The following is a 24,221-nucleotide window of genomic DNA, read 5'->3' as shown; positions in this document are numbered from 1 at the left end:
GATCAGTGGTGCGCACCGGTGGGACGGACGCCCCGGGCGGCCAGCCAGCCGAGCACGTGGTCGGCCACGGCCCGCCAGCCGCTGTCCACGACGAGCGAGTGGCCCCGGTCCGCGAACTGCTTGAGGTCCGTGAGCGCCGTGCAGTCGCCGTACAGCCGGTACACGGCGCGGGTCACCGAGTCGGGCACCAGCCGGTCCTCCTGGCCGGACACCAGCAGCAGCGGGCCGCGCCGCGCGTTGGCGGTGTCCACCAGCGCGCTCGGGCTCCGCGGGGCGCCGTCGCCGTCGAGGTCGGCGAGGTCGGCGAGCAGGCGGCGCGGGGCGGGCACCGCGAACCGCTCGTACAGCCGCTCGGCCTCCTCGGCGCTGACGGCGTTGGCGAGGAACTCCCGGAAGCCCGCCCGGGAGAGCGGCGCCGGGGTGCCGACCGGCCCGGTGGCGGGCAGCGGGACGCGGTTGACCGGCGCCAGCGCCACCGCGGCCCGGCCCAGGCCGGCCCCGAGCAGGTGCTGGGCGACCAGCCCGCCGACCGCGTGCCCGACCAGCACCGGTGGGCGCGCCAGCGAGCGGACGACCTCGGCGTGGTGCTCGGTCAGCTCGTCCAGGCCGGTGTCGGGCACCCCGTCCGGGCGTTCCCGCGCCCGCCGGGCGGTGGCCGCCTCGCCCGGCCAGCGCGCGGTCCGGGTGGGGTACCCGTGCCTGGCGAAGCGTTCCGCCCAGGCGTCCCACGACAACGCGTGCAGGTCCGCGCCGTGGATGAACACGACGGGGGTACGGTCCACGGCTGGTCCTCCGAGCAGGGTGAGGGGGCGGCTCCGGCCCGCCCGGTCTCCGGTCACGTGCCGGGCGCCGGGGGCTGGGCCGACCCGACTGTGCGGCCTGGGGGCGGGTGCGGGGATCGGTCGAATGACGCTGCCCGCCGTGGCCGCGGGGGCATGGTGTTCAGTCATCCGACCGTCGGACGGGGCGGGTTCAGCGCACCAGCGCGGCGACCACGTCCCGGACCACCTCTCGGCGCTTCGCCCGGTCGTCGAGGTCCACCACGGCGAGCAGTTCGGGGGCGGTGGACGGCCACAGCATGGCCAGGTGGATGATCACCGCGAACAGGACCCGGGGCTCGAACCGGTCCGTCAGCACGCCCCTGACCTGGGCGTCGGCGAGCACGGCGATACGCCGGCGGACGTCCTCGACGCCGAGCGCGTTGGGCGGTGCGCTACCGTACTCCATGCGCTGCCAGGTGATCAGCCGGGGCAGTTCCGGGTGCTCGGCGTAGATGTCGCCGAGGCGGGCCGCGACCTCGGGGAGATCGGTCCAGTCGGACGGCAGGCTCGTGATGATCTGTTCGACCGCGCCCTGCCAGACCGCTTCGAACAGGCCCGCCTTGCTCCCGAAGTAGTGGTAGATCTGCGCCTTGTTGCTCCGCGACGCCTCGGCGATCCGGTCGACCCGGGCTCCGTTCAACCCATGGGCGGCGAACTCGGCCCGCCCGGCCGCGATGAGTCTCTGTCTGGTGGCTTCGGCGTCGCGCTGCATGCGCCGACCCTAGCTCAGAGCTGACTAACCACTTGGTTGACAGTCTGTTCATCGTCCGGGTCTAATCAACCAACCAGGTAGTTGAAAGACGTACAGCCGTGCCGGGTGCGGTCTCCCCCGGCGGACCGAAGGCTGCGGCGATCCGCTGACCTGCAGATCAATGGGGAGGGAGCAGGGTCATGGGCACAGCCATGCCGATGCTCGGTCGGGACGGCGAGCGCGCTCGGCTGTCCGAGTTCGTCCACGCCGCAGGAGGGCAGACCCTGCTCGTCCGGGGCGAGACCGGGGTGGGCAAGAGCGCCCTGCTCGACTTCGCCGCCGAGCTGGCGAGCCGGGAGGGCCTGCGCGCGATCCGGGCCACCGGGGTCGAGGCGGAGACGGAGCTGCCGTACGCGGGACTGCACCAGCTGCTCTACCCGCTGCTGCCGCACGCCACCGCGCTGAACGACGGCACCCGCGCCGCCCTCCACGCCGTGTGCGGGCACGCCGGGGGCGCCCCGCCCTCCGTCATGACGCTCGGCATCGCGGTGCTCGGCCTGCTGTCCGCGGCCGCCGCGCAGCAGCCGCTGCTGCTGGTCGTGGACGACGCCCAGTGGCTGGACGACTCCAGCGCGGCGGTCTGCGGATTCGTCGGCCGCCGGCTGACCGGCAGCCGGCTGAAGCTGCTGCTCGCCGTCCGCGCCGACCTCACCTCGTGCTTCGACACCGCCGCACTCCCGGAACTGGCCGTCGGCCCCCTCACCGACGGCGACGCCGCCCTCCTGCTGGACGGTCACCACCCCTCGCTCGGCGAGCAGCAGCGCCGCGCCGTCCTGGCACAGGCCCAGGGCAACCCGCTGGCCCTGCTGGAACTGCCCGCCCACACCGGCCTCCGGTCCGGCGAGCCGGCCACCCCCGATCCGCACGCCCCGCGCGGCGCCTCGGCGCCCCACCGCCTCCAGCACCTCTACGGCACCCGGCTGGCCGGCCTGGACGACACCGTCCGGTCCGAGCTGCTGAAGGGCGCCCTCGACGGCGTCGCGGCCGGCCGGGGCGACGGCACCACCCCCTGCACCCGGTACCGGATGCGCGACGCCGAGGCGGCCGTCGCCCGCGGCCTGCTGGTGATCGAACCCGCCACCGGCGACTTCGCCTTCCGCCACCCCCTGGTGCGCTCCAGCGTCGTCCAGCTGGCCACCCCCAACCAGCGCCGCGAAGCCCACCTGGCACTGGCCCACCTCCACCGGAGCGACCTCGAACGCCGCGCCGCCCACCTCGCCGAGGCGACCCTGGACCCGGACGAGGAGGTGGCCGCCGCCCTGGAGGCCGCCGCCGAGTCCGCGACCCGGCGCGGCGGCGCGCTCACCGCCGTGAACTGGCTCACCCGCGCGGCCGAGCTGAGCGAACACCGGACCGACCGCTCCCGGCGGCTCGGTGACGCCGCGTTCATCGCGGCCCACGCCGCCCGGCTCGGCCACGCCCGCAGCCTCGTCCTGGCCGACCCCGCCCCCGACGCCCACCACTCCCCCGCCTCCGTGCTGGCCTCCGGCTACCAGGCGCTGTACCACGACGGCGATGTGCGCTCCACCCACCGGCTGCTCGCCGCCGCGATCCAGCGGGCGGGCGCCGCCGGAACCGGGGCAGGGGCCGGAGCCGACCGCGCGGTGCTCGACCGGCTGGTCACCCTGCTGCTCGCCACCAGCCAGTACGCCGCCGACCGCACCCTGTGGGAACGCACCCACGCGCTGCTCGCCTCGCTCGGCGAGCGGGTCAGCGAACGCGCCAGCCTCTACAGCTCCACCTGGAGCGACGTCGTCCGGCACGGCGCCGGCTGGGCCGGGCCGGTGGAACTCGCCGCGGCCGACCTGCCGGGCCAGGAGCCCTGGGACGTCGCCCGCCTGGCCGTCTCCGCCTACCACCTCGACGTCCTCAGCCCGCTCCGCCCCCACCTGCAGCGCACCGTCCACCGCGAGCTGGACACCGGCGCCGTGTCCACCGGCATGGTGATGCTGCACCTGATCATGCTCGACCAGACGGCCGTCGGGGACTGGGAGGCCGCCGAGCGGACCGGAGAGCAGGCGCTGCGCCAGTCCGAGAACCACGGACACGAGCTGTTCGCCCAGCAGACCCGCGGCTACCTCGCCCAACTCGCCGCGCTGCGCGGACGGACGGACACCGCGCGCGAACTCCAGGCGGTGGTCGACTCCTGGGCCCGCCCGCGCGGCATCGGCTTCCTCACCCAGCTCGCCGACGCGGTCGGCACCACGGCCGCGCTCAGCGACGGCGACTACGAGAGCGCCTACCTCCAGGCCATCGGCATCACCGCGCCCGGCACCTTCCAGCCCTACGCCCACCAGGCCTCCCGCACCCTGCTCGACCTCGTCGAGGCCGCCGTGCACACCGGCCGCACCGAACAGGCCCGCGCGCACGCACTCGCCGCCCGGGACGCCGCGCTGCCCGCCGTCTCGCCCCGGCTCGCCCTGCTCACCGACGGAGCCCTGGCCATCACCGCCGAGGACGACGCCGAGGCCACCGAGGCGTACCGGCGCGCCGAGTCCCACCCGGCCGCGACCCGGTTCCCCTTCGAGCTGGCCCGGATCCGACTGGCCCGCGGCAGCCGGCTCCGCCGCGCCCGGGGCGCAACGGCGGCCCGGCCGTTCCTCGCCACCGCCGCCGACGCCTTCGAACGGCTCGGCGCGGTCGCCTGGGCCGCGCGGGCCCGGGACGAACTGCGGGTCAGCGGCGTCCCGTCCCGGACGCCGACGCGCACCGCGCCCCCGCTCACCTGGCAGGAGCGCCGCATCGCCGACCTGGCCGCGGCCGGCCTGACGAACAAGGAGATCGGCGAGCAGACCCGCTTGTCGCCCCGTACGGTCAGCGCCCACCTGTACCGGATCTTCCCCAAGCTCGGCGTCACCACCAGGGCCGCCCTGCGCGACGCCCTGATCAGGCTGGACTCGGCCTCCCCCGGCGGCCCCGGCATCCCGGCGCAACCGTCCCGGCAGGGCCGGGCGGCGACGGGCCGACTGGACCCGGTCCGGGGCGGGTAGATCACCGGCCGTCCACCAGGGAGGGAGTCCGGATGTCGCCGTCGCTGCCGTCGACGGGTACCACGGTGATCGCGCCGGAACAGGCGGTGGCCGCGCCGCTGGTCTCCAGGCGCCTGGCCGGCCTGGTAGCCGGCGGCGGACGTCTTCCTGCTCCGCCCCCAGCTCGCCACCCGCGACCGCTGGCGCACGGTCACCACCTCCGTCGCGGGGCCCTGGCGTCCGCCCGGCGGGCCCGCGGGCCATGTGGCGCACAGACAAGGTCAATTGACTGTTGGTCAACTATCCTGCGTGACCGGGTACCTGGATACGACGGGGGCTCTCATGGGATCGTCCGGGCAGGGTGGAACGGGAGGCGACCCCGGCCCGAGCCGGGTGCAGGGCGACCGGAGACGCGCCGGGCCACTCGTGGTGCTGCGCGGGTGGCTCGGGCTGGTCTCGGCTCTCGCGGCGCTGGTGGTGATCGTGCTCGGGGTCCGGTACGCCGGGGAAGGCGCCCCCGGCCGGGTGGACGCCAGGGTCCAGGACGGGCTGTACGGAGTGGAGCCGCCGTGGCGGCACCTCGCCCGGACGCTGGACGCACTGGGGGAACCGGCGGGCGCCGGGTCGCTGGGGTTCGCCGCCGTGTCCTGCTGCCTGCTGTTCCGGCGGCCACGTGACGCGGTGTTCGCCGCGGTCGGCATGGGCCTGCCGGTGGTGGCGGCGACACTGCTCAAGCACGTGGTGGGGCGCACCATCCACGGCGCCGAGAACCTGTCCTACCCGAGCGGGCACACCGCCTTCCTCACCGCCGTCGCCCTTGTGGTGGCGCTGCTCGCGCGCGGCCCCCGCGCCCTGCCGGTGCTGGCCGCGGCGGTGGCGGCCGGGGCCGCCATGGGCTGGGCCCAGGTCGCCCTGGGCGCGCACTACCCGACCGACGCCCTCGCCGGCTGGTGCACCGCGCTGGCGCTGGTGCCGCCGGCCGGTTGGCTGGTGGACCGGGCGGCCGGCCGACCGGCGGGCCGGTCGGCCGATGACGTTCGACCCGAACGGAGTTGACGCAACCGACGTAGCGTCAGACGTACTGCCGGAACACCGGCTTCACCGGCCGCCCGCCCAGCCAGGGCGTGGGGTCGCCGGCGTCCAGGGCCTTCCGGTAGACGGCGCAGGCCCGGCCCACCACGTCGACGGTGTGGTCGATGTCGTCCTCGTCGAGCGCGCTGCTCACCACGAAGGACGGTGCCAGCACCCCGCCCGCGAGCAACTGGCGCAGGAACAGGGTGCGGTACCGCTGGGACGGCCGGCCCAGCTCGTCCAGGGTGGCGAAGACCAGGTTGCTGGCCCGGCCCCGGACCACGACGTGGTCGCCGACGCCCATGCCGGCGGCGGCCGCGCGGACGCCGGCGGCCAGGCGCTCGCCGAGGGCGTGCAGGCGGGCGGTGACGCCCTCCTCGACGTAGGTGGTCTGCACGGCCATCGCGGCGGCCAGCGCGTGGGTCTCCGCGCCGTGGGTGGTGGAGAGCAGGAACACCCGGTCGCCGGGGTGGCGCAGCCCGCCGTACTCCATCAGGTCGCGGCGCCCGGCCAGCGCGGAGACGGCGAAGCCGTTGCCGAGCGCCTTGCCGAAGGTGGAGAGGTCGGGGACGACGCCGTAGAGGCCCTGGGCGCCGGCCGGGGACCAGCGCAGGCCGGTGATCATCTCGTCGAAGACCAGCAGGCAGCCGTGCCGGTCGGCCAGCTCGCGCAGGCCCGCGAGGTAGCCGGGCGGCGGCTCGCGGTGGCCGGCGGGTTCGAGGACCAGGCAGGCGATCTCGCCCCGGTGGTGGGTGAGCAGTTCCTCGGTGCCGGCGAGGTCCCCGTAGCGGAAGGCCGTGGTGAGTTCGGTGGTGGCGGCCGGGATGCCGGCGGACATCGGGGTGGTGCCGATGAACCAGTCGTCGACGGAGAAGAACGGCTGGTCGCCGCAGACGGCCACCCGGGGGCGCCCGGTGACGGCGCGGGCGAGCCGCACCGCGGCGGTGGTGACGTCGGAGCCGTTCTTGGCGAACTTCACCATCTCGGCGGTGGGCACCGTCTCCAGGAAGCGTTCCGCGGCCTCGACCTCCACGATGGACGGCCGGACGAAGTTGCCGCCGCGGTCGATCTCACGCCGCACCGCCTCCAGCACCAGCGGGTGGGCGTGGCCGAGGCTGACCGACCGCAGGCCGGAGCCGTACTCGATGTAGCGGTTGCCGTCGACGTCCCAGACGTGGGCGCCGCGGCCGTGGCTGATCACCGGGGCCAGGTGCTCGGGGTACTGGTCGTCGCCCTTGGCGTAGGTGTGGGCGCCGCCGGGGATCAGGGCGTGCAGCCGCTCGTTGGCCGCCCGGGAGCGGGGCAGCCGGAGCTCCTCGGTGTCTTCGGGGTTCATGTCGGCCTCACCGCTCCTGGTGGCGCAGGGCCTCGGCGAGGCTCGGCGCCTCGCGGTCCCGCTTGGACATCGAGGCGGCCGGCAGCGGCCAGGGGACGGCGAGTTCCGGGTCGTCGAAGGCGATCGTGACGTCCTCGGCCGGGTCGTGCGGGCGGTCGATCCGGTACGAGACGTCGGCGGTGTCGGTCAGCGCCTGGAAGCCGTGCGCGCAGCCGGCCGGGACGTACACGCTGGCCTGGGTCTCGCCGGAGAGCTCGAAGTGGGCCTGGCCGCGGTGGGTGGGCGAGTCCGGCCGCAGGTCCACGACGACGTCGAAGACCCGCCCGTACGAGCAGCGCACCAGCTTGGCCTCCCCGGCGCCGGAGCGCAGGTGCAGTCCGCGCAGCACGCCCCGGACGGATCGGGAGAGGCTGTGCTGGACGAAGGCGTCCGGGTCCAGGCCGACCGAGCGGAGCACCTCGGCGTCGAAGGTGCGGCAGAAGAAGCCGCGCTCGTCGGCGTACGGGGTCGGCTCGAAGAGGTACGCGCCGGCGATCGCCGGGACTTCGGTGACCTTCATGAAGTCTCCTGGGGGGCGGGGTCGGAGGTCGGGAAGACGGCCGCGGTCAGGGCGGCGAACTGCCGGTCCAGGAGCCGGGTGGCGGCCCGGTTCCGTTCGGCGAGGGTGTGCCGGGCCTCGGCCGAGCGCCGCTCCAGTGCCCGGAACTGCTCGATCAGCCGGTCGGCGTCGACCTCGCGGGCCGGGTGGCAGTGCTCCCCCAGGCCCATCCGGTCCATCAGGGCGTCGCTCTTGGCCGCGTAGCTCAGGGCGAGCGTGGGGGTGCCGGTCTTCAGCGCGCAGACCAGGTTGTGGTAACGGGTCGCCACCACGGTGTCGGCGGCGGCGGTCTCCCGCATCAGGTCGGCCAGTGAGGCCGGTTCGGCGGCGGTGACCAGTGGTGAGCCGACCGCCTCGCGGATCGCGGCGACCACCGGCAGGTCGACGTCGTCGCCGATGAGCAGCCGGACCGGCCGGCCGTCCTCGACCAGCGCCCGGACGAAGCGGGTGGTGCCGTCGAGGTAGCGCCGGTGGATCCGCTCGGCGCGGGCCCGGTCGTCGTTGCCGCCGTGGAAGGCCATCACGCCGACGCAGACCGTGCCGGGGGCGGCCGGGGAGGCGCTCGCGGACGGGGTGGGCAGGGCGAAGGCGAGGTCCGGGTAGACCTCGTCCCGTGCGGTGTCCACGCCCATCTCCCGCATCGCCTCGCGGGACGGCGCGTCCCGGTACGAGCGGTACCCGGCCAGCCGCGCCGACCAGCGCACCAGGGCCCGGACGGCCCGGTCGCGGATCGGGGCGGCGCCGACGCCGACCAGCGCCACCCGGGTACCGAACAGCCGGCCGGACGCGCAGAGCAGGAACAGCGCGTACGGGAAGCCCCAGGGCCGCAGCGGCAGGGTGGCCTCCAGGACGCCCATGCCGGGCACGATCACCACGTCGTGCCGGCGCACCCAGGCGGCGGTGCGGACGGCGTCGACGAGTTTGCCGAAGCCCTTGCCCGCGATCGCGCCCGCCCGCGAGGCGGTGCGGTACTCCCCCCGGTACCAGTGCAGCCGGGTCGCGGGGATCCGGTACCGGGCGGTGACGGCCGCCGGTCCGCCGCAGAACGCGTCCACCCGGGCCTCGGGGTGCTCGCTGCGCAGGTAGCCGAGGACGGCCTCCAGCGAGCCGTCGTTGCCCAGGTTGCCGGCCCCGAGCAGTCCGAACACCCCGACCCGCAGCGGGACTTGCGCCGGGGCTCGGTCCGGGAACGTCATCCCCGCCTCCGCTCGCGCCCGGCCACCAGGGCGTCGACGGAGACGGTGGGCCGGCCGGGCTCGACCGGGGCGCGGTCCTCGACCCGCTCGCCGGCGCCCGGCCGCACCCGGCTGGTCATCCAGGCGGCCAGGTGGCGGTAGCAGGCGCGCCGGTCCGCCGGGGAGAGCGGCGCCCGGCGGATCGCCGAGGCGAAGCCCCAGACGTACTCGGCGAGCAGCCGGGGCGTCGGGTGCAGCGGACCGGCCCGGCGCGGGTCCAGGTTGACGCAGCGGGAGCGCTTGGAGGGGTTGGCCCGCTCGGCGCGGGTGGGGTGGTCGCGGCGGAAGTAGAGCAGCTCCGGCACCTGGTGGAAGGGCCCGTGCAGGGTGATCTCGGCGACGAAGGTGCGGTCCGCGTGGTGGTAGCTGTCGTGCGGCTTGACCCGGCGCAGCACGTCGGCGCGCATCACCCCGTAGAAGTCGTCCCCGCCGGGCTCGAACAGCAGGCTGCGGAAGCGCTCGGGGGCGGACGGCGAGTCGGTGGTGAGCCCGTACTCGTAGGGGACCTTCAGCTGTCCGTGCTCGTCGATGACGGCCTGCCCGGAGTGGGCGAGGACGATGTCCGGCCGTTCGTCCAGCGCCGCCACGCAGCGCTGCAGGAGGTCCCGGGCGTAGAGGTCGTCGTGCGAGGCCCACTTGAAGAGTTCGCCGCGGCACTGGGTGAAGACGTAGTTGTGGTTGGGCGCGGCGCCGATGTTCCGGGGCAGCCGGAGGTAGCGGATCCGGGAGTCCCGGGCGGCGTACGCCCGGCAGATGGACTCGGTCGTGTCGGTCGAGGCGTTGTCGGTGATGACCAGCTCGAAGTCCTCGTAGGTCTGGCCGAGCAGGGCGTCGAGCGACTCGGCGAGGTACTCCTCGCCGTTGTGGACCGGCAGGCCGATGCTCAGCCGGGGAACGGTGGTCACGGTGTCCTCACTTCGGGGATGGGGGCGCTCGTTTCGGGGCCGCGGTGGCGTTCGCGCAGGGCGGCGCGCAGTTGGAGCCACCAGACGGCCGAGCCGCAGCCGGTGGCGGCGGCGACGCCCCAGGCCGAACCGACCGTGCCGGCCGCGGCGGCCCCGCCGAGCCCGCCGGCCAGGTAGCAGGTGGAGGCGAACAGCTGGCAGCGCACGCTGCGCCGGGCGGCGGCGAGCGCGCGCAGCCCGGCCGCGGCGCCGCTGCCGAGGCCGGCGCCGGCGACGCCGAGGGTGGCCGGCACGATGAGCGGGGCGGCGGAGTGCCAGACGTCGCCGAGGACGAGCCGGCCGGCCTGGTCCGGCAACAGCAGCAGGGCGGCGCCCCAGAGCAGGGCGGCGCCGGCCTGCCCGCCGCCCAGCAGGAAGCAGAACCGGCCGAGCCGCTGCGGTGCCTGCCGCAGCACCCGGGCCGCCTCGGCCACGGTGACCAGCGACAGCCCCATCAGCAGGGCCAGGAACGGGCCTTGCAGCAGTTCGGCGCCGCGCACCGCGCCGACCGCGCCGACCCCGGCGATCGCGCCGAGCCCGTACGCCCGCAGCTGGCCGGCTCCGCTGAGGCTGACGTTCTCGACCAGGTAGCGGCTGCCGAGGTCGCGCTGCTCGCGCAGCCAGCCGCGGGCCTGGGTCACCCGGGGCCGGATGCCTGACTGGAGGAAGCCGTACCCGGCGGCGGCCGCGGCGGCCGCGCCCCAGGCCAGCAGGAAGGCGGCCACGGTGCCCACCCGGGCCGCCACGACCATGGCCGGGACGAGCGCGACGCCCTGCACCAGGTCGTTGGCGAAGGCCTTCTGCCCGGCGCCGGCCGCGAAGAAGGCGAACCGCCGGGAGTCCTGCAGCAGGAGGGCGGGCAGGGCGAGGCCGAGGCAGGCGAAGGCGGGGCCGACGTCGCCGGCGAGGGCGAGTCCGACCAGCAGGCACACCGCCCCGAGGGTGCTGCCGACGGCGAGCGCGGCGCCCGAGGAGCGGGCCGCGGCCGCCCGCCAGACGCCCTCCGGCACACCGCTGAACCGCACCACCAGCGGGTCGGTGGCCAGGCCGCGGGAGACGTTGAGCACCACGCCGTAGGTCAGCCAGGCGAGGCTGAACACGCCGAAGGCGTGGACGCCCAGCGAGCGGGCGACGTAGATGCCCACCGCGAAGTTGATCATGCTGGAGACCGCCTGGTCGGCCAGCCCCCAGGACAGCCGGCCGAGGACACCCCGCTGGGCGGGCCGGGCCCGCTGCGCCGCGTCGGTCGACCCCTCCGTCCGCACCCCCTCGGTGGTCATCGGCGTCACGCCTTGATCAGCCCGGCGCCCCGGAGGGCGTCGGCCGCGACGGCGACGGTGTCGAAGGGCAGTCCGGAGCGCTCGGCGACGTCCAGCAGACCGTGCTCGCCGTCGGAGAGGCTGAGCACCCAGAGCATCGCCAGCTGCGCCTGCTTGGCGTCGCTGCGCCCGCCGAGCGAGTCGTACAGCCCACGCCGACCCAACTGCGGTTCACCGTAAGGGCTGAGGTTGAGGTAGCGCCGGTTGCGGTCGAGCACCGCGAAGGCCTCCCGGCAGACGGCGAGGGTGTCCGCCATCGCCTCCGGCGTGACGAAGTCCGGGTTGTCCGCCGAGGTGTGGTACTCGGGGTACCCGGCGTACGGGGTGCGGCTGAGCGAGCCGACGCCGAGGTCGAAGCCGGGCGAGCAGAACTGCCGCTCGTCGTAGCCGTACGGGGTGAACTCGGTGATGCGGTGCGGGCGTTCGGAGGTGGACAGGACGTGCCGCAGCACCCGGTCGATCTCCGCGTCGCCGCGCCGGCTCCGCTTGTACGTCAGGTCGCCCCGGTCCCCGGCGCAGGCCAGCACCAGGCCGTGCTTGACCCGGTCCACCCGGTCGGCGTTGCGGGCCAGCCAGGTGATCGCCCCGATGGTGCCGGGGGCGAACAGGAACCGGTAGGTGTAGTACGGCGAGCGCTGCGCCAACTCCCGTGCCAGGAAGACCGCCACCGCGATGCCGGCCAGGTTGTCGTTGGCCAGCGAGGGGTGGCAGACGTGGCAGGAGACGATCACCTCGTCGGCGACCTGCCCGGGGACGACGTGCTCCGCGTAGGTCAGGTGGCCGTCGGCGAGGGTGGAGTCGATCCGCACCTCGTAGTCGCCGTCCGGCATGGCGTCCAGGGTCTCCTGGGCGAGGCAGAACCCCCACGTGGGCGTGTAGTAGCTGGTGCGGTAGGGCACCCAGCCCGGGTGCTCCGGCAGGGTGTGGAGGTGCTCGCGAAGTTCGGCCAGCGGCAGGGTCGCCGCCACCGGCACGCTGTAGCCGAGCACGTGCAGGCTGGACGCGGCGAAGTCGACCACCCGCCGGCCGGTGCCGTCGGCGATGTAGGCGTCCCGGATGTTCCACTCCTGGGGCACCGTCCAGTCCAGCACCTGCGTCCCGGTCGGCACCTCGTGCACCTGGAGCGGCAGGTACTCGCCGACGATCTCCAGGGTGGCCCGCACCCCGTCACCGGTGATGCTCCGGCAGAGCGGGTACAGCCGCTCCACCAGGGCGTGCATCTCCTCGCCGGCCGTGGTCACCGGCGCCACCGCAGGGTCTCGTCCACGGCGCCCGCCCCGGTGGCCTCGCGCAGCACCGCCAGCCGGGTGAAGCGCCGCTCGAAGCCGTCCCGGGTGAGCCCGAACGCCCGGTAGGCGTCGGCGAGTTCGACGGCGCCCTGCTTCACCGTCCACGCGCAGTCGAAACCGGGCAACGCGGCCCGGACGCGGGAGAAGTCCACCCGGTAGGAGCGCGGGTCGGCGCCGTGCTCCCCGGTGATCACCACCTTGGCGCCGTCCACCGCCTCGGCGACCTGCTCGGCGATCTCGGCGACCGTGACGTTGTTGACCTCGCTGCCGATGTTGAACGCCCGGTCGTGCACCGCCTCCCGGGGCGCCTCCAGCGCGGCCGTGAAGGCCCGGGCGATGTCGGCGGCGTGCACCAGCGGGCGCCAAGGGGTGCCGTCGGAGAGCACCAGCACCTCGCCGGAGAGCAGCGCGTGGCCCACCAGGTTGTTGAGCACGATGTCGGCGCGCAGCCGGGGCGAGTAGCCGAAGGCGGTGGCGTTGCGCAGGTAGGTGGGGCTGAAGTCGCCGTCGGCCAGGGCGTGCAGGTCGTCCTCCACCCGCACCTTGGACTCCGCGTACGGCGTCACCGGGCGCAGCGGGGCGTCCTCGGTGACCAGTTCGTCGCCGCCGGCCGCGCCGTACACGGAGCAGGTCGACGCGTACAGGAAGCGCCGCACCCCGGCGTCGCGGGCCAGCTCGGCCAGCCGTACCGAGGCGTGGTGGTTGATGTCGTAGGTGAGGTCCGGCGCCAGCGAGCCGAGCGGGTCGTTGGAGAGGGCGGCCAGGTGGATCACGGCGTCCACGCCGGCCACGTGCTCCGCGGTGACGTCGCGCAGGTCCACCCGGCGGCCCGGCGGGTCGGCGGGCGCCGGGCCGAGGACGCAGTCGGCGAACAGGCCGGCGTCCAGGCCGACGACCTCGTGTCCGGCGGCCGCGAGGACCGGGGCCATCACGGTGCCCAGGTAGCCCTGGTGTCCGGTCAGCAGTACGCGCATGGTTCAACCCCCCAGGTTGAGAGTGATCTTGGTGACGTCGAAGGCCTCGGCGTAGCGCGTGTGGCACTCGATGCCGCGGATCCGGGCCAGCCCGAGGAAGGCCTCCCGGTCGTACCAGGGCCGGTGCCGCTGCGAGGGGTAGTGCTCCTGCAGCAGCCGCGCCTTCTGCTCGGCGGTCTCCGGGGAGAGCGGCTGGTAGGCCGTCGGGCGGCCGAGGTCGGCGTCCCACTTGACGATCTCGTAGCCGAGCACCAGGTGGTCGCGGAAGGCGGTGGTCACCAGCCGGGCCAGGCCCTGGTGGTCCTGGTGGGCGTCCGCGGTGCGCGGCGCGAGCAGCAGGTCCGGCTCGGTCCGGGCGCGCAGCTCCTCGACGGCGGCCTTGGCCTCGTCCCAGTGCGCGGGCAGCCGGCCGTCGGGCAGCTTGAGGACGGTCAGCCGCAGGTCTGCGCCCGGGCAGAAGGCGGCGAGGGCGGCCCGCTCCTCCTGCTCGCGCTCGCTGCCGCCGCCGGAGAGCACCAGGGCGTCGACCCGCAGGCCGGGCCGGGCGAGGCACAGCGTCAGCAGGGTGCCGCCGGCGCCGATGGCGATGTCGTCGCAGTGCGCCCCCAGCGCGGCGATCCGGTCCGGGCGCCCGGCGCCGAGCCGGATCACGAGGTCCTCACCCCGGCCCCGTCCCGCTCCCAGACGGCCCACGGACGGTCGCCCTGGGCGTAGGCGGCGTCCAGCGCGGCCCGCTCCTTGACGGTGTCGGTGGGCTTCCAGAAGCCGCGGTGCCGGTGGGCCACCAGCCGGCCGCGCTTGGCCAGTTCGGTGCAGCCGTCGGCGACCAGGTCCCCGTTCTCCGGGATGTGGTCGAAGACCTCCTGGCGGAGCACGAAGTAGCCGCCGTTCTCCCACAGCGGCAGTTCGCTGACCGCGGTGATCCCGCCGACCAGGCCGTCCTCACCGAGGTCCACGCAGTGGAAGGAGGACTGCGGCGGCACCACCATCATCGAGGCTCCGGCGTCCCGCTCGGCGAAGCGGTCGATCATCTCCGGCAGCGGGGCGTCGGTGAGCACGTCGGCGTAGTTGGCGAGGAACATCTCGTCGCCGTCCAGGTGGTGGCGCACCCGGCGCAGCCGCTCGCCGATCGGCGACTCGATGCCGGTCTGCGCGAAGGTGATCGTCCAGGAGGAGATGTCGGTGGACAGCAGCTCGGTCCGGCCTCCGCGCAGCACGAAGTCGTTGGAGGTGGTCTCCTCGTAGTTGAGGAAGAAGTCCTTGATGTGGTGGGCGCCGTAGCCGAGGCAGAGGATGAACTCGGTGTGCCCGAAGTAGGCGTAGTAGCGCATGACGTGCCAGATCAGCGGGCGCGGGCCGACCATCGCCATCGGCTTGGGCACGTCGTCGGCGGCTCCGCTGCGCATCCGCAGCCCGTAACCGCCGCAGAACAGGACGACCTTCACGGCTTCACCTCGACGATGCTGAGTTCCGGGACGGGGAAGACCAGGCGGCCACCCCACTCGTGCACGAAGGACAGCTGCTCGGTCAGTTCGGCCCGCAGGTTCCACGGCAGGACCAGGACGTAGTCCGGCCGGTCGGCGGCGATCTGCTCGGGCGGCAGGATCGGGATGCGGGTGCCCGGGGTGAACCGGCCGTGCTTGTAGGGGTTGCGGTCGACGGTGTACGGGAGCAGGTCGGGCCGGATGCCGCAGTGGTTGAGCAGGGTGTTGCCCTTGCCGGGGGCGCCGTAGCCGACCACGGACTCGCCGCGCTCGGCGGCCTCGATGAGGAAGCGCAGGAGGTCCCGGCGGACCTTGGCCACCCGGGCGGAGAACTCGGTGTACCCGGACAGCTCCTGGAGCCCGGCGGCCTTCTCCCGGTCCAGCACCTCGGCGACCCGCCGGCCCGGCTCGCCGGCCGCCTCGGCCGGGCGGGCCCACAGCCGGATGGAGCCGCCGTGGGTGGGCAGCAGCTCGACGTCCACCAGGGTGAGTCCGCCGCTGGCCAGGGCCCGGGCCGCGGAGGCGACCGTGTAGTACTGGAAGTGCTCGTGGTAGATGGTGTCGTACTGGTTCTCCTCGATCAGGGTCAACAGGTGCTGCACCTCGACGGAGACCCAGCCGTCGTCGGCGACCAGCGCGCGCAGGCCCCGGGTGAAGCCGACGACGTCGGGGATGTGGGCGTACACGTTGTTGGCCACCACCAGGTCCGCCGGGCCGTGTTCGGCGCGGACGTCCGCGCCGGTGGCCGGGTCCAGGAAGGCGGTGCGGGTGGGCACGCCCGCCTCGCGCGCGGCGGCGCCGACGTTCACCGAGGGCTCGATGCCGAGGCAGCGGATCCCCCGGTCCACCACGTGCCGCAGCAGGTACCCGTCGTTGCTGGCGACCTCGACCACGAAGGCGTCCGGGCCCAGGCCCAGCCGCTGGACGGCCCGGGTGACGAAGGTGCGGGCGTGCTCCACCCAGGAGGTCGAGTAGGAGGAGTAGTAGGCGTACTGGGTGAAGGTCTCCTCCGGCGTGATCAGCGGCGGGATCTGCGCCAGCCAGCAGTCGGTGCAGACCCGCAGGTGCAGCGGGTACGCCGGCTCCGGCCGGTCCAGTTCGTCCGCGGCGAGGAAGCTCTCGCACGGCGGGGTCGCCCCCAGGTCGACGACGCTCCCCAGCGCCGTCGAGCCGCAGAGTCGGCATCGTGTCATCGACTGCTCCCGTTCCCGCCCGCGCGGGTGCCCCGCCGCGGGTCAGCGTGTCCGTTCCCTGCCGGCGGCGCGCCGTTCGCGCCGCCGGACCGCCGCGCGATCGCGCCGCGGTACCCCTCCACCAGGCGCTCCAGCCCGACCGCCGGACTGAAGCCCTGCTCGTACCGGCGCCGGGCGGCCCGGCCCAGCTCCCGGTTGTGCTCCGGCTCCGCCGTGATCCGGCGCAGGCAGGACGCCAGCGAGGCCGCCTCGCCCGGCCGGTGCAGCAGCCCGGTCACCCCGTCCTCGACGAGTTCGACGAAGGCGCCGTGCCCGGCGGCCACGGCCGGGACCCCGGCCGCCATCGCCTCCACCACCACCAGGCCGAAGGCCTCCAGCCAGGTCGAGGGCGCCACCACGGCGACCGCCCGGGCCACGGCCCGCCGGCACTGCTCCTGGTCGTACAGGCCGACCTGGCGCACGTCGTCCCGGCCGGCCGCCCAGGCCCGCACCTCGGGCTCCAGCGGCCCGGCGCCGGCGATCACCAGCGGCACGCCCACCCCGCCGTCGGCGGCCAGCTCGTCCCAGGCGGCCATCAGCAACCGCACGCCCTTGGCCTCGGCGAGCCGACCGAGGTACAGCAGGTGCTCACCCGCGCCCGTGCGGCCGATGCCCGGCTCGGGCACGAAGTTGTGCTTCACCGTCAGCCGCTCGGCCGGCAACCCGGCACCCACCAGGACGTCGCGCTGCGCGGCGGAGATGCAGAAGAAGCGCTCCACCCCGGACCGCCATCGCCGCCGGTTGAGCGCCAGGCTCAGCGCCGGCGGCACCGTCGCCAGCCGGGAGCCGCGGTAGCAGCCGTGCCGGACGGCGGGCAGCGGCGAGCCCCCGACGCACTCGGTGCACGGCCGGCCGTCCCGCTGCAGGGTGCCCGGCGGGCAGACCTGGCCGTAGTTGTGCAGCGTGGCGACGACGGGCACCCCGGCGTCGGCGCAGGCGGCCAGCACGGCGGGCGACAGCAGCGGGAAGACGTTGTGGACGTGCACGACGTCCGGCCGTTCGGCGCGCAGCCGGGCGGCCAGCTCCGCGCGGACCGCCGGGTTCCACGGCACCAGCAGCGGCACCGCGACCTTGCCCGGCAGGGCCTTGGCGGCGATGTCGTCGCTGCGCCGCTCGAACAGCCCGACCCGGTGGCCGGCCTCGCGCAGCAGTGCCACCTCCTGGTCGACCACCTGGTTCTCCCCGCTCGGCTGCGCCGAGGCGTAGCGGTTGTGCACCACCAGGACGTGCATGTCAGGTCACCTCCGTTCTGGGGTCCGGAACCCGGTGCGGGACGCGGGCCGGGAGGGGCAGGGCCGCGCTGGGGGCCGTCAGCAGGGCGGCGGCCACGGTCAGGTGCAGCAGGTACGGCGAGGCGTCGCCCAGCCCGGCCTCGGTGTAGGAGGCGATCGCGCAGTAGCTGATCAGGAAGATCGCGCAGGCCCGTGCGAGCGACGGCGGGCGCAGCAGGGCGACGCCGCCCAGCACCAGGATCATCGCGGCCACCAGGGCGACGCCGGCCAGGCCCTGTTCGTTGTAGACGGCCAGCCAGCTGTTGTCGATCGGCAGCCCGCCGAAGGACTTGTCGCCCAGGCCCTTGCCGAACAGCTGCTCCAGGGTCGTCCGGGGCGCGGCCAGCAGGGCGTCCCAGACCTTGGCCCGGCCGGTCAGGTTGGAGAAGTTCTCCTGGCTCTGTCCGCGCAGGAACCAGGCCTGGAGCAGCGAGCCGAGGCCCACCGCGGCCACGGTGGCGCACAGCACCGCCCAGCCGAAGAACCGGCGGGCAGCGGCGCTGGTCAGCAGCAGCGAGCCGATCGCCAGCGCCAGCCCGAGGATCAGGCCGAGGGTGGCGGTGCGGGTGTGGGTCAGCGCCAGTAGGACGAGCGAGGGCACGATGACCGCGGCGGCGCTCCTGCCGGTGGTGCGGCGGCCCAGCAGGAGCAGCACCGTCAGCCCGGTGACCACCGCGGCGTACTGGCCGATCTGCGGCGGGGTGAGCGGCCACAGCGCGCCGACCAGCCGGCCGCCGTAGACGTCCGGGAAGGCGGCGCCCGGTGAGATGACCAGCCCGGCCGCCACCGTGGCCAGCACCGCGAAGTACATCCGGATGTGGTGCCGGACGAACCCCTCGCCGTCGTCCCACCAGCGGCTGAGCAGCCACAGCGTGCCGACGAACAGGGCCAGTCGGACGCAGCGGAACAGCGCGCCGGCCCCGGACTCCAGGGAAGCGCTGGAGATCACGCTCAGCACCAGCAGCAGGGTGAGCAGCAGCAGGTGGGCGCTGGGTCGGATGCGCAGCCGGAGGTTGCCGAGGAGGGCCAGCGCGAAGGCGGTGACCAGCGCGCCCATGGTGACCATCTGGATCAGCGAGCGGGGCAGCGGGATGACGGTCTGCGCCCCGGCCGAGCCGAGGGTGTTGAGGATCAGCAGCCCCCAGCAGGCGCCGACGGCCCTGGGGCGCGTCTCGTCCCGGTCCACCTCGACCACCCGTCCCCGGTCCACCTCAACCACCCGTCCCCGGCCGCAGGGTGCTGCCCGTGTCCTGCCGGTACGGCGTGGCCTGCCACTGCCCGAAGTCCACGGTGCGGCTGGGGTCGTGGACGACGAAGCTCCACGGCCCGGTGTAGCTGTTGTCGTGCCAGCGGTTCTGCTGCTTGCCGGTGATCGCGTCGGCCACCGGCTGGCCCTTGTACGGCGACCAGTCCGGGAAGGTCCCGTAGTTGGAGAGCACGGCCATCCGGCCGCAGTTCACCGTGCAGCCGACGACGGACGGGTCCGTGGTGAAGCGGTTGTCGTGGATGTCCACCCGCTGGGTCTTCCAGCGGCAGTCGGCGTAGAGCGGCGCGGTGGCGATCGCCGGCTGGGTGCAGCGGGCGGTGTCCTTCACCAGCAGGGTGCAGTCGCCGGAGGAGGTGTTGGCCGGGCTGTTGCAGAACCGGTCGGCGTTCTCCCACAGGGTGATCCCGGACCAGTTGTCCTCCAGCAGGTTCCGGTCGATCTCGATCTTGTCGGTGCGGGCCGGGATCCGCGGCTCACCGCCGGACTCGGACAGGTAGACGGCCGGATAGGGGAAGTTGTCGCCGCGGTCGGCGGCCCGGCGGCCCTCCACCCAGTCGTTGCGCCGGATCGTGTTGCCCGCGATGACGGCGTTGTAGCTGGTCTCGTAGATCAGCGCGGCGCCGTCGTTGGCCTCCAGGAGGTTGTCCTCGATCCGGAAGTCGTTGTTGTTCGTGTCCGCCCACAGCCCGGTGCCCCGGTTGTCGTGCACCCAGTTGCCGCGCACGTCGGCGCCGTTGACCGCCCAGAACTTGACGCCGCCGGTACAGCCGCAGCCCGGCTGCTTCTGCTCCCACTGGTCGGTGTCGTTGCCGGTGATCTCGTTGCCGTCGAGCAGCAGGTCGCTGATCGGGGCACCGGTCTTGTAGGCGTTGATGCCGTACTGCCCGTTGCCGCGCAGGCAGCTGGCGCGGACCCGCTGGTGGGCCCCGGCCATCAGTCCGGCCCCGGAGTTGTCCTGGATCGTGGTGTGCTCGATCACCCAGCCGTCGGCCGAGTCGTGGTTGACCACGCCCTCGTTCTGCGGCGCGACGAAGCCCTGCACGGTCAGGTAGCGGATGGTGACCTTCGCGGCGGTGCCGCCGAAGGCGTACTGGTTGGTCCGGCCGCCGTCCAGCACCGCGCCGGGTGCGCCGAGGTAGCTGTCGCCCTCCTTGGGCAGGACCTGGGCGTAGCGGTCCGCTTCGAGCCGGTGCGTTCCCGGCTGGAGCCAGAACGTGCTGTTCGGGGGGCTGTTCCTGGTCTTCGCGGCCAGGTCGCCGACCACCGCCGGGTCGACCGTCACCGCGCCCGCCGGCGCACTCGCCGGCCCGGTCCCGGGGGCGGCGCACACCCGGGCCACGGTGACGGGCCCGGGCGGCGCGCTGGTCGGCTTCGCCGGGGCGCCCGAGCCGCTGGTGCAGCCGGTCGCCGGCAACAGGGCGAGCGCCGCCACCGCCGCCACCAGGTGCCGCCTTCTGATCCCCACCTCCGCCCCCTAGCCCCGGAACCCGAGCACGGTGGTGAACCCCTGCCCGCCGTCGGCGAAGCCGGTGCCGACCAGGGTGGTGGCGGGTTCCTTGCGGCCGAAGCCGGCCGAGTACCAGCCCAGCGGCGGTTCGCTCTCGCCGCGGTGGGCCCGCCAGGTCAGCTCGCCGGGCAGCTCCAGCACCGCGGAGCGGTCCTCGCCGTCGTTGGTCCAGGTCAGCACGGCCCGGTGGCCGGTCAGCTCGGCGGTGACCGCCGGGCCGAGGTGGAAGGCCAGCCGCGCGGCTGCCCGGCCCGGGCCGCGAACCTCGTCGACCACCCGCAACTCCCGCTGCTCAGCGTCCAGTTCGACCCGACGGCGGTGCACGGCGGGCCGGTAGCCGTCGTGCTCGGCGCACCAGCGGGCCACCCGCCGGTCGGTGGTGTCGGCGACCAGCACCCGGCTGCGGGCGTGGCCGGTCCACAGGAACGGGCCGCCGGAGACGGACTGGTCAGCGCCGTCCAGCTCCAGGGTGTTGTGGCCCAGGGTCGAGCGGAAGTAGCGCCGCCACTCGGGCTGCCCGTGGTAGCAGTACGTCCCCGGGTCGGCGAGCACGTCGACGCCGTCGTGCCGGACCTCCAGGGACAGCGCGTCCGCGTGGGCGTGCGCGGCGATGGACAGGAAGCCGTGCGGGCCGCCGTCGCAGCGGCACCAGATCTCCCCCCGCCCCCCTTCCGCCGGGCTGCGCAGCACGGTCAGGCCCGCGTCGGCGAAGTGCGCCGGCCGGTGGGCCGGGCGGGTCACCCTGCCGCCCTTCCCGTACGGCCGGAGCAGCGCGGCCAGCAGCGGGGTGCGCACCTCGGCGACGGTCACCGCGGGCCACCAGTCGAGCCGGCCGAACACGGCGGCGCCGGTGGCCAGCAGCGAGGCCCAGCGGTCGGTGCCCGCGCCGTCCAGGACCAGGCCGTGGCCGTCGTCGGCGTCCCCCTGGCGCGGCGGCCGCAGCCGGGCGTCGACCACGGCCGCGAGGGCGTCGGTCATCCGCAGCAGCACCAGCCGGACGGTGGTGGGGACGGGCACCGCGGCGGCGTCCGCCTCGGCCAGCGCGGCCAGGCCGAGCTCCAGCACGAGTCCGTGGTACTCGCTCGCCAGTTCGCGGTTGAGGCCGGAGGGGAAGGTGTTGCCGCGCAGGTGGCGCTCCAGCGAGCGCAGCGCGTCGGAGCGCCAGCGTGCCGAGGCGGGGAACCAGTCGAAGGCGCAGGCCGCGGCGAACTGCCCGGCGGCCTCGGCGATCACATGGTTGTTGGCGGAGGAGCCCCGGCTGGGGAAGGCGGCCAGCCAGCGCTGGTGCTGCCGGATCTGCTCCAGCGCCACCGGGTTGGACTCGAACAGCGCGGCCGCGCCCGGCCAGCCGTCGAGCAGCCGGCGGATCCACACCCAGGACACCAGCCGGATGCCCAACTCGATGCCGCTGATCCAGTGCACCCCGCGCAGCGGCGGGTTGGCCGCCCACCAGGAGCGCAGGTGCTCGGCGACGCGCTCGGCGTAGCGCTCGTTCCCGGTGACGGCGTAGGCGGCGGCGAGCACGGTCAGGTACTGGTGCCGGGAGGGCTCCCAGATCTGCTTGATGTCGCCGACCGCCGCCTCGTCCCGGTACGGCAGGTCGAAGGCGTAGCCGTCGGGGGCCCGGCGCCCGGTCTTCGGGTCGTACCACCAGTCCGGGGCGGCCAGGTCGTCGCGGCGCACGCCGAGGAACTCGCCGTGGCCGTCCATCAGCCGGTCCGCCTCGGCGGTGAGGCGCTTGACGGCCGCCGGGGGCACCGCGGCGAGCGCTCCGGCGGGCAGCACCGCGGTGAACCGGGCGCCGGTCACCGCCGGGCCGGGCGGCGGCGCCGAGCGCCAGCGCCGCCGGCGCACCGCGTCGCCCACCCGGCCGCCGATCTCCCGCGGCCCCATCCGGGACAGCCGGCGCAGGTACCAGCCCGGGCTCGTGCTCATCGCGGCCTCGCCAGCGTCACCGGGGCGCCGCCGGCCAGGCCGGACTGGACGGCGAGGGTGGCCGAGGTGGTCGCGACCAGCGACTCCAGCGGCACCGGCATCGGCCCGCCGGTCCGCACCGCCCGGACGAACGCGGCCAGTTCGGCGGACTGGCCCTTGTCCCGGGCCCGGGGCAGCCGGGAGCTGACCCACCGCTTGCGGCCGGCCGTGCCGTCGAAGTCCACCGAGGCGCGGACGAAGTCGTCCAGCTTGAGCACCTTGCCGTCGGCGACGAGGTCCAGGGTCTCCTTGGGGAAGCCGGGCGCGCCGGTGGTGACGTAGCTCAGGGTGGCGGTGGAGCCGTCCGGGTAGCGCAGCACGATCTGCGGGTCCTCGTTGCCGGCCGGGGCGACGGCGTAGACCGAGACCGGGTCGGCGTCCAGCAGCCAGCTCGCGGTGTCGATGAAGTGCCCGCCCTCGCCGGCGAACCGGGAGCCCTCGGTGTCCTGTCGCAGGTACCAGCTGCCGTGCTGCAGCCGGCCGGCGTTGACCAGGTAGCGCAGGGCGGCCGGGCCGGTCCGGGGGCCGAAGCGGTTCTTGGCCTCGCGCAGCAGCGGCGCGAAGCGGCGGTTGAAGCCCACCTGGAGGCGGTCGTTGCCGGACTCCGCCACGGCGGCGAGCACGCCCGCCAGTTCCTCCTCGCTGAGGGCCAGCGGCTTCTCCACGAACACCGCCTTGCCGGCCAGCAGCGCCCGCCTGGTCAGTTCGGCGTGCGAGCTGTGCCGGGTGACCACGAACACCGCGTCGACGGCGTCGTCCCCGAGGACGGCGTCGAGGTCGGTGGTGGCGTGGGCGAAGCCGAACTTGCGCTGGGCGTTGGCGCCGGACAGCGCCGTCGTGGTGACGACGGTGGACAGTGCCACGCCCTCGCGTCCGGCCAGGTGCGGCAGCAGCATCGAGGTGGCGTAGTTCCCGGCGCCGACGAAGGCCAGCCGCACCGGCGAGCCGGCGGGCCGGGTCGCGCGCCCGGCGCCGCGGGGCACCGCGGGCACCGCCACCTCCGGGGTCCGGACCGGCTCCTCGCCGGTGGCCCCGGGGTACCGGAACAGCACCGCCACGGCCTTCAACTCGCCGTCCTTGAGCCGCCGGTAGGTCTCCACGGCGTCGTCGAAGTCGGCGATGTGGGAGATCAGCGGCTCCACGTCGACCCGGCCGCGAGCGGCGAGGTCGAGGAAGCAGGCCAGGTTGCGGCGTTCCGTCCAGCGCACGTAGCCGATCGGGTAGTCCCGGCCTTCCAGCTCGTACTCCGGGTCGTAGCGCCCGGGGCCGTAGGAGCGGGAGAACCGGACGTCCAGCTCCTTCTCGTAGTACGCGTTCCACGGCAGGTCCAGCCGGCACTTGCCGATGTCGATCACCCGGCCCCGGTCCCGGGCCAACTTGGCGGCCAGCTCGACGGGTTGGTTGCTGCCGCCGCCGGCGGCCAGGTACACCTGGTCCACGCCGTGGCCGTCGGTCAGCTCGGCGGCGGCGTGCTCCACCGCCGCCGAGCCCGGGTCGCCGCAGGCCACCGCGCCCAACCGCTCGGCGAGTTCGCAGCGCACCGGGTCGGGGTCGGCCCCGACCACCCGCACACCGGCGGCGGTGAGCAGCTGCACCACCAGCTGGCCGATCAGCCCGAGGCCGATCACCAGCGCCACCTCGCCGAGCTGCGGCTCGCCCTGCCGGACGCCCTGCAGGGCGATCGACCCGACGGTGCCGAAGGCGGCGTGCCGCGGGGCCAGGCCGTCCGGCACCGGAGTGTAGAGGTTCCTGGGCACCCAGTTCAGTTCGGCGTGCAGCGCGTGCTCGTTGCCCGCGCAGGCCACCAGGTCGCCGGCCTTGACGTCGTCGATCCCGGCACCGACCTGCTCGACCACCCCGCACAGCGAGTAGCCCAGCGGCGTGTAGGAGTCCAGCTTGCCCATCACCTTGCGGTAGGTGGCGGGCAGCCCGTTGACGGCCACGCTCTGCATCACCTTGGCGACCTGGTCCGGCCGGGAACGGGCCTTGCCCAGCATCGACATGCCGGCCTCGGAGACCTTCATCAGCTCCGTCCCGGTGGAGATCAGCGAGAAGGCGGTGCGGACCAGCACCCCGCCCGGCTTGCACCCCGGCACCGGCACGTCGAGCACCGACAGTTCGCCGCTCTTGTAGTTCTGCACAACCTGTTTCACCGGAAGTCCCCTTGTTCCTCAGCCTG

Annotated in this window: 19 protein-coding genes; 2 read left to right on the top strand and 17 right to left on the bottom strand. The window is 74.7% G+C overall.

Annotated features, from left to right (window positions below; genetic code table 11):
* Window positions 1–2: 2 nt before the first annotated feature.
* Together ACFWIS_RS00150 and ACFWIS_RS00145 are read right to left on the bottom strand one after the other, a co-directional pair.
* A complete protein-coding gene (locus ACFWIS_RS00150) occupies window positions 3–782 on the bottom strand; it encodes an alpha/beta hydrolase (RefSeq protein ID WP_380455568.1) in 780 nt (259 codons plus the stop codon).
* 190 nt (window positions 783–972) lie between these two features.
* Window positions 973–1,533: a TetR family transcriptional regulator gene (locus tag ACFWIS_RS00145; RefSeq protein ID WP_380455566.1), complete on the bottom strand. Its 561-nt coding sequence runs from the start codon at window positions 1,531–1,533 to the stop codon at window positions 973–975.
* Window positions 1,534–1,712: 179 nt separating this feature from the next.
* Between ACFWIS_RS00145 and ACFWIS_RS00140 the strand changes: the two genes are divergently transcribed.
* Together ACFWIS_RS00140 and ACFWIS_RS00135 are read left to right on the top strand one after the other, a co-directional pair.
* On the top strand, window positions 1,713–4,562 hold the full coding sequence (locus ACFWIS_RS00140; RefSeq protein ID WP_380455564.1) for an AAA family ATPase: 2,850 nt from the start codon (window positions 1,713–1,715) through the stop codon (window positions 4,560–4,562).
* A gap of 321 nt (window positions 4,563–4,883) precedes the next feature.
* Complete coding sequence (locus ACFWIS_RS00135; RefSeq protein ID WP_380455563.1) at window positions 4,884–5,597, top strand: phosphatase PAP2 family protein; 714 nt, start codon at window positions 4,884–4,886, stop codon at window positions 5,595–5,597.
* 16 nt (window positions 5,598–5,613) lie between these two features.
* Here the strand turns inward: ACFWIS_RS00135 and ACFWIS_RS00130 are convergent, their stop codons facing one another.
* From ACFWIS_RS00130 to ACFWIS_RS00060, 15 genes are read right to left on the bottom strand one after another with little or no spacing between them, the layout of a single operon-like run.
* Window positions 5,614–6,948 (bottom strand): glutamate-1-semialdehyde 2,1-aminomutase, encoded by a 1,335-nt coding sequence (locus tag ACFWIS_RS00130; protein ID WP_380455561.1) that lies wholly within the window; start codon window positions 6,946–6,948, stop codon window positions 5,614–5,616.
* A gap of 7 nt (window positions 6,949–6,955) precedes the next feature.
* The gene (locus ACFWIS_RS00125) at window positions 6,956–7,507 is read right to left on the bottom strand and encodes a dTDP-4-dehydrorhamnose 3,5-epimerase family protein (RefSeq protein WP_380455559.1); all 552 of its coding nucleotides are present in this window, start codon (window positions 7,505–7,507) and stop codon (window positions 6,956–6,958) included.
* Window positions 7,504–8,742 (bottom strand): polysaccharide pyruvyl transferase family protein, encoded by a 1,239-nt coding sequence (locus ACFWIS_RS00120; protein WP_380455557.1) that lies wholly within the window; start codon window positions 8,740–8,742, stop codon window positions 7,504–7,506. Before ACFWIS_RS00120 ends, ACFWIS_RS00125 begins: the two co-directional genes overlap by 4 nt.
* Window positions 8,739–9,686 (bottom strand): glycosyltransferase family 2 protein, encoded by a 948-nt coding sequence (locus ACFWIS_RS00115; RefSeq protein WP_380455555.1) that lies wholly within the window; start codon window positions 9,684–9,686, stop codon window positions 8,739–8,741. Before ACFWIS_RS00115 ends, ACFWIS_RS00120 begins: the two co-directional genes overlap by 4 nt.
* Window positions 9,683–11,005: a hypothetical protein gene (locus ACFWIS_RS00110; RefSeq protein ID WP_380455553.1), complete on the bottom strand. Its 1,323-nt coding sequence runs from the start codon at window positions 11,003–11,005 to the stop codon at window positions 9,683–9,685. Before ACFWIS_RS00110 ends, ACFWIS_RS00115 begins: the two co-directional genes overlap by 4 nt.
* Window positions 11,006–11,010: 5 nt before the next feature.
* Complete coding sequence (locus ACFWIS_RS00105; protein ID WP_380455551.1) at window positions 11,011–12,294, bottom strand: DUF4910 domain-containing protein; 1,284 nt, start codon at window positions 12,292–12,294, stop codon at window positions 11,011–11,013.
* The gene (locus tag ACFWIS_RS00100; protein WP_380455549.1) at window positions 12,282–13,307 is read right to left on the bottom strand and encodes an NAD-dependent epimerase/dehydratase family protein; all 1,026 of its coding nucleotides are present in this window, start codon (window positions 13,305–13,307) and stop codon (window positions 12,282–12,284) included. The genes ACFWIS_RS00105 and ACFWIS_RS00100 overlap by 13 nt, the downstream gene beginning before the upstream one ends.
* Before the next feature lie 3 nt (window positions 13,308–13,310).
* Entirely contained in the window at window positions 13,311–13,958 is a 648-nt protein-coding gene (locus ACFWIS_RS00095; RefSeq protein WP_380455547.1) for a PIG-L deacetylase family protein, read from the bottom strand.
* The gene (locus ACFWIS_RS00090; RefSeq protein ID WP_380455545.1) at window positions 13,955–14,752 is read right to left on the bottom strand and encodes a glucose-1-phosphate cytidylyltransferase; all 798 of its coding nucleotides are present in this window, start codon (window positions 14,750–14,752) and stop codon (window positions 13,955–13,957) included. Before ACFWIS_RS00090 ends, ACFWIS_RS00095 begins: the two co-directional genes overlap by 4 nt.
* Window positions 14,749–15,984: a class I SAM-dependent methyltransferase gene (locus ACFWIS_RS00085; RefSeq protein WP_380455544.1), complete on the bottom strand. Its 1,236-nt coding sequence runs from the start codon at window positions 15,982–15,984 to the stop codon at window positions 14,749–14,751. The genes ACFWIS_RS00090 and ACFWIS_RS00085 overlap by 4 nt, the downstream gene beginning before the upstream one ends.
* On the bottom strand, window positions 15,981–17,255 hold the full coding sequence (locus ACFWIS_RS00080) for a glycosyltransferase (protein WP_380455542.1): 1,275 nt from the start codon (window positions 17,253–17,255) through the stop codon (window positions 15,981–15,983). The genes ACFWIS_RS00085 and ACFWIS_RS00080 overlap by 4 nt, the downstream gene beginning before the upstream one ends.
* A gap of 1 nt (window position 17,256) precedes the next feature.
* Window positions 17,257–18,504: an O-antigen ligase domain-containing protein gene (locus tag ACFWIS_RS00075; protein WP_380455540.1), complete on the bottom strand. Its 1,248-nt coding sequence runs from the start codon at window positions 18,502–18,504 to the stop codon at window positions 17,257–17,259.
* 1 nt (window position 18,505) lies between these two features.
* Complete coding sequence (locus ACFWIS_RS00070; protein WP_380455538.1) at window positions 18,506–20,026, bottom strand: right-handed parallel beta-helix repeat-containing protein; 1,521 nt, start codon at window positions 20,024–20,026, stop codon at window positions 18,506–18,508.
* Between the two features lie 9 nt (window positions 20,027–20,035).
* Window positions 20,036–22,003 carry an alginate lyase family protein gene (locus ACFWIS_RS00065; protein WP_380455536.1) on the bottom strand — a complete coding sequence of 656 codons (1,968 nt, stop codon included), beginning with the start codon at window positions 22,001–22,003 and terminating at the stop codon, window positions 20,036–20,038.
* On the bottom strand, window positions 22,000–24,195 hold the full coding sequence (locus tag ACFWIS_RS00060) for a bi-domain-containing oxidoreductase (protein WP_380455534.1): 2,196 nt from the start codon (window positions 24,193–24,195) through the stop codon (window positions 22,000–22,002). Before ACFWIS_RS00060 ends, ACFWIS_RS00065 begins: the two co-directional genes overlap by 4 nt.
* Window positions 24,196–24,221 lie beyond the last annotated feature (26 nt).

The organism is Kitasatospora sp. NPDC127060 (genome assembly GCF_042724935.1).
Lineage (GTDB): Bacteria > Actinomycetota > Actinomycetes > Streptomycetales > Streptomycetaceae > Kitasatospora.
Note: the sequence above shows the minus strand (reverse complement) of the source record. Positions and strands in the feature narration are given on the sequence as shown.